This window comes from Streptomyces sp. NPDC045026 (genome assembly GCF_056432625.1).
This window is the reverse complement of record NZ_JBWKIS010000023.1, coordinates 1-15,628: the sequence shown is the minus strand read 5'-3', so window position 1 is coordinate 15,628 and position 15,628 is coordinate 1. Positions and strand designations below refer to the sequence as shown.

At 70.7% G+C, this 15,628-nt stretch carries 13 protein-coding genes and 1 pseudogene; 1 reads left to right on the top strand and 13 read right to left on the bottom strand.

What is annotated here, in order from left to right; translation table 11 throughout:
• Positions 1–99: 99 nt before the first annotated feature.
• The 10 genes from AC07EJ_RS34220 to AC07EJ_RS34175 form a co-directional block, all read right to left on the bottom strand.
• Positions 100–1,026: a Pro-rich N-terminal domain-containing protein gene (locus tag AC07EJ_RS34220; protein ID WP_389487164.1), complete on the bottom strand. Its 927-nt coding sequence runs from the start codon at positions 1,024–1,026 to the stop codon at positions 100–102.
• 123 nt (positions 1,027–1,149) lie between these two features.
• Positions 1,150–2,244: a 3-dehydroquinate synthase gene (gene aroB / locus AC07EJ_RS34215; protein ID WP_478885719.1), complete on the bottom strand. Its 1,095-nt coding sequence runs from the start codon at positions 2,242–2,244 to the stop codon at positions 1,150–1,152.
• Entirely contained in the window at positions 2,241–2,756 is a 516-nt protein-coding gene (locus tag AC07EJ_RS34210; RefSeq protein ID WP_389487160.1) for a shikimate kinase, read from the bottom strand. The genes aroB and AC07EJ_RS34210 overlap by 4 nt, the downstream gene beginning before the upstream one ends.
• Positions 2,753–3,937, bottom strand: a complete 1,185-nt coding sequence (aroC, locus tag AC07EJ_RS34205; protein ID WP_389487158.1) for a chorismate synthase — start codon at positions 3,935–3,937, stop codon at positions 2,753–2,755. The genes AC07EJ_RS34210 and aroC overlap by 4 nt, the downstream gene beginning before the upstream one ends.
• Before the next feature lie 142 nt (positions 3,938–4,079).
• Positions 4,080–4,904, bottom strand: a complete 825-nt coding sequence (locus tag AC07EJ_RS34200) for a shikimate dehydrogenase (protein ID WP_389487156.1) — start codon at positions 4,902–4,904, stop codon at positions 4,080–4,082.
• Positions 4,904–6,589, bottom strand: a complete 1,686-nt coding sequence (mltG, locus tag AC07EJ_RS34195; RefSeq protein WP_389487154.1) for an endolytic transglycosylase MltG — start codon at positions 6,587–6,589, stop codon at positions 4,904–4,906. Before mltG ends, AC07EJ_RS34200 begins: the two co-directional genes overlap by 1 nt.
• A 123-nt stretch (positions 6,590–6,712) precedes the next feature.
• Entirely contained in the window at positions 6,713–7,177 is a 465-nt protein-coding gene (ruvX, locus tag AC07EJ_RS34190; RefSeq protein WP_389487152.1) for a Holliday junction resolvase RuvX, read from the bottom strand.
• Positions 7,177–9,846, bottom strand: coding sequence for an alanine--tRNA ligase (gene alaS / locus AC07EJ_RS34185; protein ID WP_389487150.1), 2,670 nt, complete (start codon positions 9,844–9,846; stop codon positions 7,177–7,179). Before alaS ends, ruvX begins: the two co-directional genes overlap by 1 nt.
• A complete protein-coding gene (locus AC07EJ_RS34180; protein ID WP_389487148.1) occupies positions 9,846–10,205 on the bottom strand; it encodes a DUF6167 family protein in 360 nt (119 codons plus the stop codon). Before AC07EJ_RS34180 ends, alaS begins: the two co-directional genes overlap by 1 nt.
• A 7-nt stretch (positions 10,206–10,212) precedes the next feature.
• The gene (locus AC07EJ_RS34175) at positions 10,213–10,683 is read right to left on the bottom strand and encodes a DUF948 domain-containing protein (RefSeq protein WP_362910633.1); all 471 of its coding nucleotides are present in this window, start codon (positions 10,681–10,683) and stop codon (positions 10,213–10,215) included.
• 159 nt (positions 10,684–10,842) lie between these two features.
• Here AC07EJ_RS34175 and AC07EJ_RS34170 point away from each other — a divergent pair, with 159 nt between their 5' ends.
• Complete coding sequence (locus tag AC07EJ_RS34170) at positions 10,843–13,047, top strand: ATP-binding protein (RefSeq protein ID WP_478885718.1); 2,205 nt, start codon at positions 10,843–10,845, stop codon at positions 13,045–13,047.
• Positions 13,048–13,077: 30 nt separating this feature from the next.
• On the opposite strand, the gene rpsD is transcribed toward AC07EJ_RS34170, so the two are convergent.
• From rpsD to AC07EJ_RS34155, 3 genes and pseudogenes are all read right to left on the bottom strand, one after another.
• Positions 13,078–13,692 carry a 30S ribosomal protein S4 gene (gene rpsD / locus AC07EJ_RS34165; protein ID WP_100597404.1) on the bottom strand — a complete coding sequence of 205 codons (615 nt, stop codon included), beginning with the start codon at positions 13,690–13,692 and terminating at the stop codon, positions 13,078–13,080.
• 389 nt (positions 13,693–14,081) lie between these two features.
• A complete protein-coding gene (locus tag AC07EJ_RS34160; protein WP_389487143.1) occupies positions 14,082–15,467 on the bottom strand; it encodes a replication-associated recombination protein A in 1,386 nt (461 codons plus the stop codon).
• A gap of 70 nt (positions 15,468–15,537) precedes the next feature.
• A pseudogene (locus tag AC07EJ_RS34155) lies at positions 15,538–15,628 on the bottom strand (vitamin K epoxide reductase family protein); the annotation flags it as partial.

Here is a 15,628-nt window from a genome sequence, read left to right as displayed (position 1 = left end):
CCGAGCGTACGAGTGACAGAGGAACGCGGCCTGGTCAGCGCGTCCGGACGGGCGGCGAGGAGGCCGCAGCAGGCGGGTGTGTGACGGGCAAGGGGCCCGCTACCACTGGGGCGGGCTCGCGATCGAGCGGGCGAGGACGTCGTCCAGGATGCGGGCCGTGGTGGGCACGTCCATCTGGGAGTTGTCGATGATCGGCAGGCCCGAGCCGTACCAGCCGGCCATGCGGCCGTGGATGCGGGCGACCTCCTCGTCCGTGAGGCGACGGTTCCCGCTGCGCTCCGCGTTCCGCTCGAGGACGATCTCCAGGCCGGGGAGCAGCACCACGGGCAGCAGGCCGGGGCCCACGTGCCGCTTCCAGCCTCCGAGGCCCACGACCGGGCGGTCCGGGAAGACGGCGTCGTCGAGGATGCACGAGATCCCGTTGGCCAGGAAGTTGCGCGCGGCGAAGCCGCAGGTGCGGCGGGCGAGGCGGTACTGGGCCTCCGAGTGGTCGTTCCACCCGGACTGCGGGTCGGCGAAGCCGGAGCGCACCCACTCGCGTACGTCGTCGAGACTGATGTGGGCCGTGGGGACGCGGCGCTGCTCCGCCCAGTGCTTCGCGACGCTCGTCTTGCCCGCGCCGGCGGGGCCGATGAGCAGGACGGCGAGCGTCGTGCCGGTGGCGTCGGCCGTGCCTGCGGCGGGCGGCGGGCTCGGCATGGCGACGGGGCCGCCGGGCGGGAGCTGCACATGGCCCGTGGTGTCCCGCGAGGGGGGCTGCGGGGAGTGCGGGGGTGCGTGCTGGGGGACGCCCGGGTGCGGCGGCTGGCTGTGCGGCGCGGGTTGGTGCGCGGCGGGCGCGGGGGCGTGCGGCGCCGGGCCCGAGGGACCGGGTGGGACCGCGAAGCCCGGGGCGGGCGGGGGCGGACCCGCCGGTCCGGGGCCCGGGTGGGCGCCCGGGTGATGCGCGGCCTGGGACCAGCCGGCGGCCGGTCCGTGCCCCGGCTGAGGGGGCGGCGGCAGCGGCGAACCCACTCCGTGCTGCATCCGGTGCGACTCCGTCTCGTACAGGCAACTGGCGCCGGCGAACAAGGCGCTACCGAACGGTACCTTCCCCGGCCGCCGTTGTGTGAACGGCCGGGGAGGTCGCGAAGTGCCCGAAGACGGGAGCTATTCGGCCACTTCGCCGTAGGCCGCGAGGAGCACGGCCGGGTCGGGTCCTTCGAGGACCGTCGGCTTGGCGAGGCCGTCGAGCACGATGAAGCGCAGCAGGTTGCCGCGCGACTTCTTGTCGACCTTCATGTTCTCCAGGAGCTTGGGCCACTGGTCGTAGCGGTAGCTCAGGGGAAGCCCGACGGACTCCAGGACGGTGCGGTGCCGGTCGGCGGTGGCGTCGTCCAGGCGCCCGGCGAGACGGCCGAGTTCGGCGGCGAAGTGCATGCCGACGGAGACGGCGGCGCCGTGCCGCCACTTGTACCGCTCGTTCTTCTCGATGGCGTGCGCGAGGGTGTGCCCGTAGTTGAGGATCTCGCGCAGACCCGACTCCTTGAGGTCACCGGAGACGACCTCGGCCTTGACCTTGATGGAGCGCTCGATGAGCTCGGCGGTGTGCGGGCCCTGCGGGGAGCGCGCCGCCTCGGGGTCGGACTCGATCAGGTCGAGGATCGCCGGGTCGGCGATGAAGCCGGCCTTGATGATCTCCGCGAGCCCGGACACGAAGTCGTTGACCGGCAGCGAGTCCAGAGCCGCGAGGTCGCAGAGCACGCCGGCCGGCGGGTAGAAGGCACCCACGAGGTTCTTGCCCTCGGCGGTGTTGATCCCGGTCTTGCCGCCGACCGCCGCGTCCACCATGCCGAGCACGGTGGTCGGCACGGCGATCCAGCGCACCCCGCGCAGCCAGGTCGCGGCCACGAACCCGGCGAGGTCCGTGGTGGCCCCGCCGCCCACGCCGACGACGACGTCGGTGCGGGTGAAGCCGGACTGGCCGAGCGCCTTCCAGCAGTAGGCGGCGACCTCGGCGGTCTTGGCCTCCTCGGCGTTGGGCACCTGGATGGCGACGACCTCGAAGCCCTGCTCGGCGAGGTCGCCGCGCAGCGCGTCAGCCGTCTCGGCGAGCGCCTCGGGGTGGATGATCGCGACGCGCTGGGCGGACTCGCCGATCAGACCGCCGAGTTCGCCGAGGAGCTGACGCCCGACGAGGACCTCGTACGGATCGGTGCCGGCCGTGCCGCCGACCTGGATCCGGGTCACCTGCTGCTCGGTCATGCCTTCTTCAACTCCAGGGCGTCGAGGACCGCGCGGGCGACCTCTTCGGGGGTGCGGTCGTCGGTGGGTACGACGACGCGGGCGACTTCGGTGTACAGGTGGCGGCGGGCCTCCATCAGCTCGCGCCACTGGCGGCGCGGGTTGACGGCGAGCAGCGGACGGGCGGTGTTGAGACCGGTCCGCTTGACCGCCTCCTCGACGTCCATCGACAGATAGACGACGGGGAGCGGCGCGAGCAGAGCGCGCGTCGACTCGTCGAGGATCGCTCCGCCCCCGAGCGCGAGCACACCCGGGTGCTCGGCGACGGCCGCACTCACGGCCTGCCGTTCGAGTGCGCGGAAGTGGGGCTCGCCCTCGTCCACGAAGATGTCCGCGATGGGGCGGCCCTGGGCGGCGACGATGTCCGCATCGGTGTCCCGGTAGGGACAGCCCAGCCACTCGGCGAGGAGCTCCCCCACCGTGGACTTGCCGACGCCCATCGGGCCGACGAGTACGACCAGTGGGCCGGTCACCGGATCTGGAGGTGGTCGAGGTACGACTGCACGTTGCGCCGGGTCTCGGGGACGCTGTCGCCGCCGAACTTCTCCGCGACGGCGTCGGCGAGCACGAGCGCGACCATGGCCTCGGCGACGATGCCGGCGGCCGGGACCGCGCACACGTCGGAGCGCTGGTGGTGGGCCTTCGCGGCCTCGCCGGTCGCGACGTCGATGGTGGCCAGCGCGCGCGGGACGGTCGCGATCGGCTTCATCGCGGCACGCACGCGCAGCAGTTCACCGGTGGTGAGGCCGCCCTCGGTGCCACCGGAGCGGCCCGACGTGCGCTTGATGCCCTCGTCCGTGGTCACGATCTCGTCGTGCGCCTTCGAGCCGGGCACGCGCGCGAGCTCGAAGCCGTCGCCGACCTCGACACCCTTGATGGCCTGGATGCCCATGAGGGCCCCCGCGAGCCGGGCGTCCAGGCGCCGGTCCCAGTGCACGTGCGAGCCGAGGCCCACCGGCACGCCGTAGGCGAGGACCTCGACGACGCCGCCGAGGGTGTCGCCGTCCTTGTGGGCCTGGTCGATCTCCGCGACCATCGCCTTCGACGCGTCCGCGTCCAGGCAGCGCACCGGGTCGGCGTCGAGCTTTTCGACGTCGGCCGGGGTCGGGTAGACGCCGTAGGGCGCCTTGGCGCTCGCCAGCTCGGTGACGTGGCTGACGATCTCGATGCCGGCCGTCTCCTTGAGGTAGGAGCGGGCGATGGCGCCGAGCGCGACGCGGGCCGCCGTCTCACGGGCGGAGGCCCGCTCCAGGATCGGCCGGGCCTCGTCGAAGCCGTACTTCTGCATTCCGGCGAGGTCGGCGTGGCCGGGGCGGGGACGGGTCAGCGGCGCGTTACGCGCCAGATCGGCGAGGATCTCGGGGTCGACCGGGTCGGCCGACATGACCTGCTCCCACTTGGGCCACTCGGTGTTGCCCACCATGACCGCGATCGGCGAGCCCATGGTGAGGCCGTGACGCACGCCGCCGAGGAAGGTCACCTCGTCGCGCTCGAACTTCATCCGCGCGCCTCGTCCATAGCCGAGCCGCCGCCGGGCCAGGTGGTCCGCCACCATCTCCGTGGTGATCGGCACGCCGGCGGGAAGTCCCTCCAGCGTCGCGACAAGTGCGGGTCCGTGGGACTCCCCAGCGGTCAGCCAGCGCAACCTGCTCAACGGTGCTCCTCTTGCTCGCGCCTCGAAACTGCGTTGGCGCGGCCGGGTGCGCGGCCCCGGCCCGCCACCTCGATCCTCCCACGTCCGCGCGCGCGATCCGGCGCCGGTCCATCAGACGGACGCCGGGACGGACACGGTTCGGTCAGCCGGCGAGCGCCCGCTCCCCCGCCCGGCGCATCGCACCGAGCGGCGCCGGGGCGCGTCCCGTCATCTGCTCGACCTGGAGGACGGCCTGGTGCACCAGCAGGTCGAGGCCGCTGACGACCGCTCCGCCGTACGCGGACCAGCGGGCCGCGAGCTGGGTGGGCCACGGGTCGTAGAGGACGTCGAAAAGGGTGCGGGGCCGTTCGGGGACCTCGGCGGCGAGGGCGTCCGTGGTCCCGGCGGGCGTCGTGGCGACGACCAGCGGCGCGGCGAAGGCACGCGCCGCGTCCGACCACTGCCCGATCTTCACGTCCACGTCGAGCCGCTCGCCCCACTCCCGCATCTCGGCGGCGCGGGCGTCACTGCGCACGTACGCGACGATCTCGCCGGCGCAGATCCGCGAGAGGGCGGCGAGCGCGGAGGAGGCGGTGGCGCCCGCGCCCAGGATCGCGGCGGACTCGACCTTGTCGATGCCGCGCTCGGCGAGGGCGGCGACCATGCCGGGGATGTCGGTGTTGTCGCCGACCTTGTGCCCGTCCTCGGTGAGGACGACGGTGTTGACGGCCTCGACGGAGGCGGCCGTGTCGCTGATCGTGTCGAGCATCGGAATCACGGCGCGCTTCAGCGGCATCGTCAGCGAGAGTCCCGCCCACTCGGGCCCGAGCCCGGCCAGGAAGTCGGGCAGGCCCACCTCGTCGACTTCGAAACGGTCGTAGGACCAGTCCTTCAGGCCCAGTTCCTCGTAGGCGGCGCGGTGCAGCACCGGGGAAAGGGAGTGGGCGATGGGCGACCCGAGTACGGCCGCCCTCCTGATTGCTGACATCAGTTCTTCCTCGACGCGTTCCACTCGTCGACCAGCTTCTGGTGTTCGTCGTTCGTCTTGGTGAACTCGCTGGTCTTGCCGTCCATCGAAATGAAGTAGTACCAGCCGTCGCTGGTCGGGTTGATGGCGCCCTTCAGAGCCTGCTCACCCGGGTTTCCGATCGGCCCCGGCGGCAGACCCTTGTAGTAGTACGTGTTGTAGCGGTTGTCGTACTTGCGCAGTTCGGCAAGGCTCAGGTCGATCTTGCTCTGACCCTTGACGTAGTTGTACGTGGAGTCGAACTCCAGCATTCCGTTGGTCTGCTCGTTGCCGGGCTTGAGGCGGTTGTAGACCACTTCGGCCATCTTGCGGAAGTCGTCGTGGCTGGTGCCCTCGGCCTGCGCGAGGCTCGCCACCGTGATGAGCTGCCACGGGCTGTCGAGGCCAAGGCTCTTGGCCTTCTTCTCGACGCCCATCGCGTCGTACTCCTGGGTCGCCCGCGACACCATCTGCTTCAGGACCGTCTCGGGCTTTGCGCCCTTGGCGACGCCGTAGCTGGACGGGTAGAGGAACCCTTCCAGGGGGTCCTTCACGTTCGGCTCGTTCATGGCCCAGGAGGGCAGACCGAGCTTCTTGTAGTCCTTCTTCGCCACCTTTTGCGTCGTGCCCTTGGCGACACCGAGCCGGGTGTCGATCTGCTCGTAGACCCACGCGTTACGGCGGCCCTCGGCAATGATCAGGTTGTTCCGGCTCTTCGGGCTGAGCATCAACTCGACCGCGCTTTCGGCCGACATTTCCTTCTCGAGCGTATATCCGCCGTCCTGAATGGACTTGCCCCGCGGATTCTGCTCCTGCGCCGAGACGAAGGCGTCCACGCTCTTGATGACGCCCGCGTCCTTCAGACGCTGGCCGATGACATAGCCGCCCGCGCCCGGGGGAATGTCCACGGAAACGGATTCACCATTTCCGGACCCCGCATAATCCGGCGCCGATCCAAAACGGTCCTGGTAGAACTGATAGCCGAAATAGCCGACGCCGCCGACAGCGCCCACGAAGATCACGAGGACCAGGAAGGCGCATCCGCTGCGCCGCTTCTTCGGCTTCTTACCGCCGCGGCCGCGCCGGGCGCCCCGGTCACGCGGGTCGTCGTAGTCGTCGGCGTCGTCATCGCCGCCACCGGCGAAGAACGCGTGCTCACCCTGATCGGGGCCCGGGTCCCAGTTCGTCTCCGGCTCCGGGGCGGCCCCACGCCGGCCGGGCGGCTCCGGCGGCGGGTACGCGTCGGGGGTGCCGTAGAGGTCCGGCTGCTCACCGCCGTACGCGACAGGCTGCTGCTGAGCGCCGTACGCGTCCACCGGGTCGGGGTTGTACGGGACATGGCCGTGCTGACCGGTGTCCCAGCCGCCACCCTGCGGCTGACCGCCGTACTGCTGGCCGCCGCCGTACTGCTGCTGGCCGTACTGGTCGTGCTGGCCGGTGCCCCAGTCGCCGCCGTACTGCTGCGGCTGCTGCTGGGCCTGATGAGGATGCTGCGGCTGCTGCTGGCCCTGAGGATGCTGCTGCTGCGGCTGCTGAGGGTGGTACTGCCCCTGGCCGCCGTAGGCAGACTGGCCGTCGGCGGCCTGCTGCCCCCACCCCTGGTCCCCGTAGAGCGGGTCCTCGGGGTGCCACGGTTCGGAGCCCGGGCCCCGGCCATACTCAGTCATCGATCCCCTACAAGCCGCGAGGCGGCGGCCGCGTCTGGGTGGCAGGGCAACCGTTCCGCCTCTTGATGCTGTGCGGCAGCTGTTCGAACGCCGCCGGTCGCGCGGAACGTTACCGTATCGCGATCAGCTGACCACTTCGACGCCCTCGCCCGGAGCTTTACCCGACGCCCGTTCGGACTCCAGTGCCTGCTGGAGGATGATGACCGCGGCCGCCTGGTCGATGACAGACCGGCCCTTTTTGGACTTCACGCCCGAGGCGCGCAGCCCCTGGCTGGCCGTCACTGTGGTCATCCTCTCGTCCACGAGCCGCACGCCGACGGGGGCGATCCCGCCGGCCAGCTCCTGGGCGAAGGCACGGACCTTGACCGCGGCCGGCCCCTCGCCCCCCTTGAGGGAGCGAGGGAGTCCGACGACGACCTCGATCGGCTCGTACTCCTCCACGAGTTGTCTCAACCGCCGGTGGGCGGCCGGGACATCGCGTCCCGGCACGGTCTCCACCGGGGTGGCGAGGATCCCGTCGGGGTCGCACGAGGCGACCCCGATCCGGGCGTCCCCGACGTCGATCGCGAGTCGTCGGCCGCGTCGCATCAGGCGGTTTCCGCGACGAGGCGCTCGACGGAAGCCACGGCGTCACCGATGGCGGCCGGGTTCTGGCCGCCGCCCTGGGCGACGTCCGGCTTGCCGCCGCCGCCACCGCCGAGGGTCTTGGCGGCAGTGCGGACCAGGTCGCCGGCCTTCAGACCACGCTCACGGGCGGCCTCGTTCGTGGCGATGACCGTCAGCGGCTTGCCGTTGACCGTCGTGAACAGGGCCACCACTACGGGGCGTCCGCCCTGGATGCGGCCGCGCACGTCGAGGACGAGCTTGCGCAGGTCGTCGGCGCCGGTGCCGTCCGGGACCTGACCGGTGACCAGGGCGACCCCGCGTACGTCGGTGGCGCCCGCGGCGAGACCGGCGGCGGCCTGGAGGACCTTCTCCGCGCGGAACTTCTCGATCTCCTTCTCGGCGTCCTTCAGCTTGCCGAGCATGGCGGAGATCTTCTCCGGGAGCTCCTCGGAACGGCCCTTGACCAGCTCCTGGAGCTGGGCGACGACCGTGTGCTCGCGGGCGAGGAACTTGTACGCGTCGACACCCACCAGGGCCTCAATGCGACGCACGCCCGAGCCGATGGACGACTCGCCGAGCAGCTTCACCAGGCCCAGCTGGGCGGTGTTGTGCACGTGCGTACCGCCGCACAGCTCCTTGGAGAAGTCGCCGATGGTGACGACGCGGACGCGCTCGCCGTACTTCTCGCCGAACTCGGCGATGGCGCCCTGCTTCTTGGCGTCGTCGATGCTCATGACCTCGGCCATGACGTCGAGGTCGCGGGCGAGCACCTCGTTGATCTTCTGCTCGACGTCCGTCATCACGGTCGTGGGCACGGCGGACGGCGAGCCGAAGTCGAAGCGGAAGCGGCCGGGCTGGTTCTCCGAACCGGCCTGGGCGGCCGTCGGGCCGAGGGCGTCGCGCAGCGCCTGGTGCGTGAGGTGCGTGGCGGAGTGGGCGCGGGCGATGGAGCGGCGGCGCGCCACGTCGATGACGGCCTGGGCCGGGGCGCCGACGGTGACCTCGCCGACCTGGACGACGCCCTTGTGGACGTAGACGCCCGGGACCGGCTTCTGGCAGTCGCGGATCTCGATGACTGCGCCGTTGTCCAGCTTGATGCGGCCGGTGTCGCCGATCTGGCCGCCGCCCTCGGCGTAGAACGGGGTGCGGTCGAGGACGACCTCGACCTCGTCACCCTCGGAGGCGGCCGGGGAGGAGACGCCGTTGACCAGCAGGCCGACGACCGTGGACTCGCCCTCGGTCGACGTGTAGCCGATGAAGTCGGTGGCGCCGGCGGCGTCGGCGATCTCGCGGTAGGCGCCGACGTTGGCGTGGCCGGTCTTCTTGGCCTGGGCGTCGGCCTTGGCGCGCTCCCGCTGCTCCTTCATCAGGCGCCGGAAGCCGTCCTCGTCCACGGACAGGCCCTGTTCGGCGGCCATCTCCAGGGTGAGGTCGATCGGGAAGCCCCAGGTGTCGTGGAGCAGGAACGCCTTGTCGCCGGCGAGGACCGTGCCGCCCGCGGCCTTGGTGTCGATGACGGCGGTGTCAAGGATGTTCGTGCCGCCCTTGAGGGCCTTGAGGAAGGCGGCCTCTTCGGCGAGGGCGACGGTCTCGATGCGCTTGCGGTCGGTGATGAGCTCCGGGTACTGCTGGCCCATCGTGTCGATCACGACGTCGACGAGGTCCTTGACGACCGGACCGGTGGCGCCCATGAGGCGCATGTTGCGGATGGCGCGGCGCATGATGCGGCGCAGGACGTAGCCACGGCCCTCGTTGCCGGGGGTCACGCCGTCGCCGATAAGCATCACGGACGTGCGGATGTGGTCGGAGACGACGCGCATCGAGACGTCGGTGCCGTGCTTCTCGCCGTACCGGACACCGGTGAGTTCGGTGGCCTTGTCCATGACGACCCGCAGGGTGTCCGTCTCGTACATGTTCTGTACGCCCTGCAGGATCATGGCGAGACGCTCGAGGCCGAGACCCGTGTCGATGTTCTGCGACGGCAGGTCGCCGAGGATCTCGAAGTCCTCCTTGCCGATGCCGGCGCCGCGCTCGTACTGCATGAAGACCAGGTTCCAGATCTCCACGTACCGCTCGTCGTTGACGGCCGGGCCGCCCTCGACACCGAACTCGGGGCCGCGGTCGTAGTTGATCTCGGAACACGGGCCGCAGGGGCCGGGGACGCCCATGGACCAGAAGTTGTCCTTCTTGCCCAGGCGCTGGATGCGCTCCTTGGGCACGCCGACGACGTCGTGCCAGATGCGCTCGGCCTCGTCGTCGTCGAGGTAGACCGTGATCCAGAGCTTCTCCGGGTCGAGGCCGTAACCACCGTCCGCCACGGAGCTGGTGAGCAGCTCCCAGGCGTACTTGATGGCACCTTCCTTGAAGTAGTCGCCGAAGGAGAAGTTGCCGCACATCTGGAAGAACGTGCCGTGGCGCGTGGTCTTCCCGACCTCTTCGATGTCCGGCGTGCGCACGCACTTCTGCACCGATGTGGCGCGCGGGGCGGGCGGCTTGACCTCGCCGAGGAAGTACGGCTTGAACGGGACCATGCCCGCGTTGACCAGCAGCAGAGTCGGGTCGTCCGCGATGAGCGACGCCGAGGGCACGACCTTGTGGCCACGCTCCTCGAAGAAGCTCAGCCAGCGGCGGCGGATTTCAGCCGACTCCATCAGTGGTCCTCATTCCGGTTGTACGAGTACGTCGTGTTCTCGAGGTACTTGGGGTTGTTCTTCACGTAGTTGTTCTTCATGTGGTTCTCGATGACGGCGAAGCGGCGCTGCGCGGGGAGTTCGGCGTCGACCGGGGCGTTGAGGCCCAGTGCGTCGTCGAGTTCGGCCTCGCGCTCGGCCATGCCGTCGCGGACGTCGAGGGCGAAGTCCTTGAGGCGGTGACCCGCCTCGATCGCCTTGTTCGCGGCCTGCGCGGCGAGGCTCTCCGGCGTCAGCTTCTTCAGCTTGCGGTTGACCTTGGTGGTGGCCCATACGCCGGCGGCTGCGCCCGCGGTGAACCAGAACGTACGGCGGAACATCGCTGCGTCAGTCCCTCTTGTTCGGGTTGTCCCGCGTGGCCCGCTTGCTGCGCCGCGCCGACGGGACGGTGCGGCCCACGATCACGGTGCGGCGGGACTGCTTGGCGGGCGCGTCGGCTGCGGAGGCACCCGTGGACTTGCGGCCGATCGCCCGCCGCACTCCGTAGCCGAAGGCGGCCACCTTGACGAGCGGGCCACCGAAGGTGGAGGCGACGGTGGAGGAGAGTGCCGACGCGTTCGACGTGACTTCCTGGACGTCCGACGCGATGGCGTCGACCCGGTCGATCTGCGTCTGCGCGGAACGCACGGCGGCGGAGGCGTCGGCAAGCAGCGGGACCGCCTGCTCGGTCACATCCGCCACGAGCTTGGTGGTCGCCCTGAGCGTCTGGGCCAGCCTCGCCAGAGCCACCGCGAGGAAGGAGACCAGGATCGCCCAGAAGACGGCCACCAGGATCCCGGCCACCTCTCCACCGGACACTTAGCACCGCTCCCTGAAACATCGAAAACACCGAAAGAAATAGTCCCCCGAGCCTATCGCGCCGGGGTCCGCGCTCCGTACCGGATTACCCCTCGCCGCGGGCGGAGTCTCGCGTACCGATTGTACGGAGTGCTTACGCATGAGTACGCTCCGTACCTCATGCGACGCGAACTGCGCCCTGCCGACAGGCCGGAGGGTTCCACCCCGCCCGGCAACCTCCCCCTCGAGCTCAACCGCTTCGTCGGTCGGGCCGCCGAACTCGCGGAGCTCACGCGGGCTCTTGAGGCAGCTCGCCTGGTCACCGTGACCGGCGCCGGCGGCGTCGGCAAGTCCCGCTTCTCCGCGAGAGCGGCGGCCCTGGCCGCGGAGCACCTGGGCTGCGAGGCCGTCCGGCGGGTGGACCTCGCCACGGTGCGCGAGCCGAACCTGGTCGAGTACGCGCTCGCCGCGGCCCTCGAACTGACCGACCACACGAGCCGTCCGCAGCACGACGTCCTCCTCGACCATCTCGGGCAGCGTCAACTCCTGCTCGTCATCGACGGGTTCGAGCATCTCGTCGACGCGTGCGCCTCACTCGTACGGGAACTCCTGGGCGCGGCGGCGGATCTGCGGATCCTCGCGGTGGGGCGCAGGCCCCTGTCCGTCGAAGGAGAACGCATCTTCCCGCTGGCGCCGCTCGGCACGGCGGACGCGGCTGACCTCTTCGCCGACCGGGCCGTAGCACTGCTGCCCGGCTTCACGCTGGACGACGGGAACCGGACGGATGTCGTCGAGGTCTGCCGACGGCTCGACTGTCTGCCGCTCGCGGTGGAACTGGCGGCCGGGCGGCTGCGGGCGCTGTCCCCGGCGGACCTCCTCGGCCGGCTCGACGACCGGTTCAGGCTGCTGACGGGCACCGCGCGCGGGGTACTGCCGCGGCATCAGACGCTGCGGACGGCGATCGGCTGGAGCCACGAGCTGTGCACGGCGCAGGAGCGGCTGCTGTGGGCGCGGCTCTCCGTGTTCTCCGGGCAGTTCGACCTGGACGCGGCGGAGTACATCTGCAGTGGTGACGGGCTGCACGCCGACGCGGTCCTCGATGTGCTCTCGGAGCTGATCGCGCAGTCCTTGGTGATCCGCGAGGAGGCGGACTCCGTGGTGCGCTACCGGATGCTCGACACGGTCAGGGCGTACGGCGCGGACTGGCTGGAGGTGTCGGGCGACACCACGCGGATGCGGCGCAGGCACCGCGACTGGTACATGGGCCTCGCCACCTGGTGCGAGCTGGACTGGTTCTCGCCGCGGCAGTCGGACGTGGCGGCGCAGATCGGTGCGGAGCTGCCGAATCTGCGCGCGGCACTGGAGTTCTGTCTGACGGAGCCGGGCGAGACGCATCTGGGGCAGTACCTCGCGGGCACGCTGTGGTTCTACTGGGCGGGCTGCGGCCAGCTGTCGGAGGGGCGGCACTGGCTGGAGCGCAGCGTGGAACTCGACGCGGAGAGCGAGGGCGGCGACTACGCCCGGTCCCGTCTGAAGGCCCTGTGGGTACTCGGCTACGTGGCGATCCTCCAGGGCGACACGGTGCCCGCGCTGGCCGCACTCCAGGAGTGCCGTGACGAGGCGGAACGTATCGGTGACGCCACGGCGGTCGCGTACGCGGTGCATCGCAGGGGCTGCCTGGCGCTGGTCACGGACGATCTGCCGCGCGCCGAGGAACTGCTGCGCACGGCGCTCGCCGGGTACCGGGAGATCGGTGAGCTGAACAGCAGCGTGCTGATGGGGCAGGTCGAGCTGGCGATGGCCGTGGCCTTCCAGGGCGATCTGGCCACGGCCGTCGAGCTGTGCGAGGACGTACGGCTGGTCTGCGAGGACCACGGCGAGCGGTGGACGCTCGCGTACGCGCTCTACGTCCTGGCGTACGCGGAGTGGGTCAAGGGCGATCTGGTGCGGGCACGGCAGCTGCTGCGCGAGTGCCTCGTCATCGGGGACACGTTTCACGATCTGCTGGGCACGGTGTTGACCATCGAGCTGCTGGCGCTCGTCACGGTCACGGAGGGGGACGCGGGCGAGGCGGCGCTGCTCCAGGGCGCGGCGGGCCGGATCTGGCCGTCGGTGGGGCTGCCGCTGTTCGGCTCGGAGCACTACAACGTGCCGCACGAGCGGTGCGCGTCGGACGCCCGGGCGATGCTCGGCGACGCGCGGTTCGAGTCGTTCGTGGCGGCCGGGGCGCGCCTCGAGCTCGGGGAGGCCGTGGAGCGGGCGCTCGGGCGGGACACCGGATCCCGGCCGCCCGCCGTGCCGGGGCCGCGGGCCGCACATCCGGCCCCGGAAACGCGCGAACCCGTCGCCTCCCCGACCGTGCAGGGCGGGGAGACGACGGGCTGAAACGCAGGAAGTGCTGCGTCCGCCGAATGATCAGCGGGCGTAGTACTCGACGACGAGCTGCTCGTCGCAGATCACGGGGATTTCCTTGCGGTTCGGGTCACGGTCCAGACGGAAGGCCAGGGCCTTCAGGTTGACCTGGAGGTAACGCGGGATCTCGCCGTCGGGGGCGAAGCCACCCTCACGCGCGACCTGGAACAGCGGCTTCTCGCGGCTGCGCTCACGGACCATCACGACGTCGTCGGGACGGACGCGGTACGACGGCTTGTCGACCTTGCCGCCGTTGACCTCGATGTGGCCGTGAACGACCATCTGGCGGGCCTGGTAGATCGTGCGGGCGATGCCCGAACGCAGAACCAGGGCGTCGAGACGACGCTCCAGCTCGATGACCAGGGCCTCACCGGTCTTGAGCTGCGTCTTGGCGGCACGCTCGTAGGCGCGGACGAGCTGGCGCTCGGACACGTCGTACTGCGCGCGCAGACGCTGCTTCTCCAGCAGACGGACCTTGTAGTCCGAGTTCTGCTTGCGGCCGCGGCCGTGCTCGCCCGGCGGGTAGGGGCGGGCCTCGAAGTACTTGACGGCCTTCGGGGTCAGCGCGATACCGAGGGCACGCGACTTCTTGACCTTGGGGCGGGACTGGTTCGTCATGAACCAAACACCTCATTGTTCTGTGTGGATACGGCTTCACCAGGGTTAAGGGAGGTCGCATCCGCAGCCGGGGAAACCCGCCTTGTCCTTGCGGACGGGGCAGGCAGCCGCTCCCTGGTCTGGGCACATACGTGCAGCACGCGAGTGGCCCACCGACCGCTTCCCGGAGGTCCGGGATGGTGGTGGGCTGCCCGCGACACCTATCGACGGTGCGCGACGCTCCTGGATCCCCATGCCTTGCGGCGCCGGGGTTCCGGCTGCATGTCCCGCTCTGGTGGTGCCGACCGGGGCCGGACGCGAGACGCAGCGCTTCGGAGAGTTTACAGGGTGCCGAGGAGTGCCGCGGACCAGGGTCACGCAGGGCAGGTGGCGCGCGGAGGAACTCGCCGTCAGCCGTCCGTCGCGCCCGGCTGCTCGCCGGTGAGGCGCTCGCGGACACGCTCGGCCACGTCCGCGTACCGGGCCTCCGCCCCGTACCGGGTGGGCTGGTAGTAGCGCTTGCCCTTGACCGCGTCCGGCGCGTACTGCTGGGCGGCGATGCCTCCGGGGACGTCGTGCGGATACACGTACCCCTGGGCGTGGCCGAGCTTGGCCGCGCCCTTGTAGTGGCCGTCGCGCAGATGGGGCGGGACCGGGCCGGCGAGGCCCTTGCGGACGTCCTCCATAGCGGCGCCGATCGCCGTCGTCGCGGAGTTCGACTTCGGGGCCAGGGCGAGGGCGATCGTCGCGTGGCTGAGGGTGAGCGCCGCCTCGGGGAAGCCGATCATCGCGACGGCCTGGGCCGCGGCGACGGCTGTGGGCAGGGCCGTCGGGTCGGCCAGGCCGATGTCCTCGCTCGCGGAGATCATCAGGCGGCGGGCGATGAAGCGGGGGTCCTCACCCGCCTCGATCATGCGGGCCAGATAGTGCAGGGCGGCGTCCACGTCAGAGCCGCGGATGGACTTGATCAGGGCGCTCGCGACGTCGTAGTGCTGGTCGCCGTCCCGGTCGTACTTGACCGCGGCGCGGTCGACGGACTCCTCCAGGGTCTGGAGGGTGATCTCCTTCTCCTGCTTGGCGAGGGCCGAACCCGCGCCCGCCTCGAGCGCGGTGAGGGCACGGCGGGCGTCGCCGCCCGCGATGCGCAGCAGATGCGCCTCGGCGTCATCGGGGAGCGTGACCGCGCCGCCGAGACCGCGCTCCTCGGCGAGGGCGCGCCGGAGCAGGGCGCGCAGGTCGTCGTCCGTGAGGGATTCGAGGGTGAGGAGCAGGGAGCGGGACAGGAGCGGGGAGATGATCGAGAAGTACGGGTTCTCCGTGGTCGCCGCGATCAGGGTGACCCAGCGGTTCTCGACGGCCGGCAGGAGGGAGTCCTGCTGGGCCTTGCTGAAGCGGTGGATCTCGTCGAGGAAGAGGACCGTCTCCTTGCCGTGACCGCCGAGTGCCCTGCGGGCTCCGTCGATGACGGCCCGTACTTCCTTGACGCCCGCGGTGATCGCGGAGAGCTCCACGAAACGCTTGTTCGTCGCTTTGGAGACGACGTACGCGAGGGTCGTCTTGCCGATGCCGGGCGGGCCCCAGAGGATCACCGACGAAGGGCCCGCGGGGCTGTACCCGCCGCGGGCCGGATCACCCTCCCCCACAAGGCGGCGCAGGGGTGACCCCGGCTTCAGCAGATGCTGCTGGCCGACGACTTCGTCGAGGGTACGCGGGCGCATCCGGACGGCCAGGGGACTGCTGGACGGGTCCTTTTCCTGGCGGTCTTCGGCTGCGGCGGTGAACAGGTCGGGCTCCACGTCGAAAACCCTATGTCACCCCACTGACAATCCCGCCCGGCCCCGTGCAGCAGGGGTCCGGGCCGAAGTATCAGCTGGTCCAGAAGTCCCACCAGCGGGTCAGGATCAGCATCCCGATGATCCCGACGTGCAGTACGGGCAGGACCCAGGTGAACTCGCCG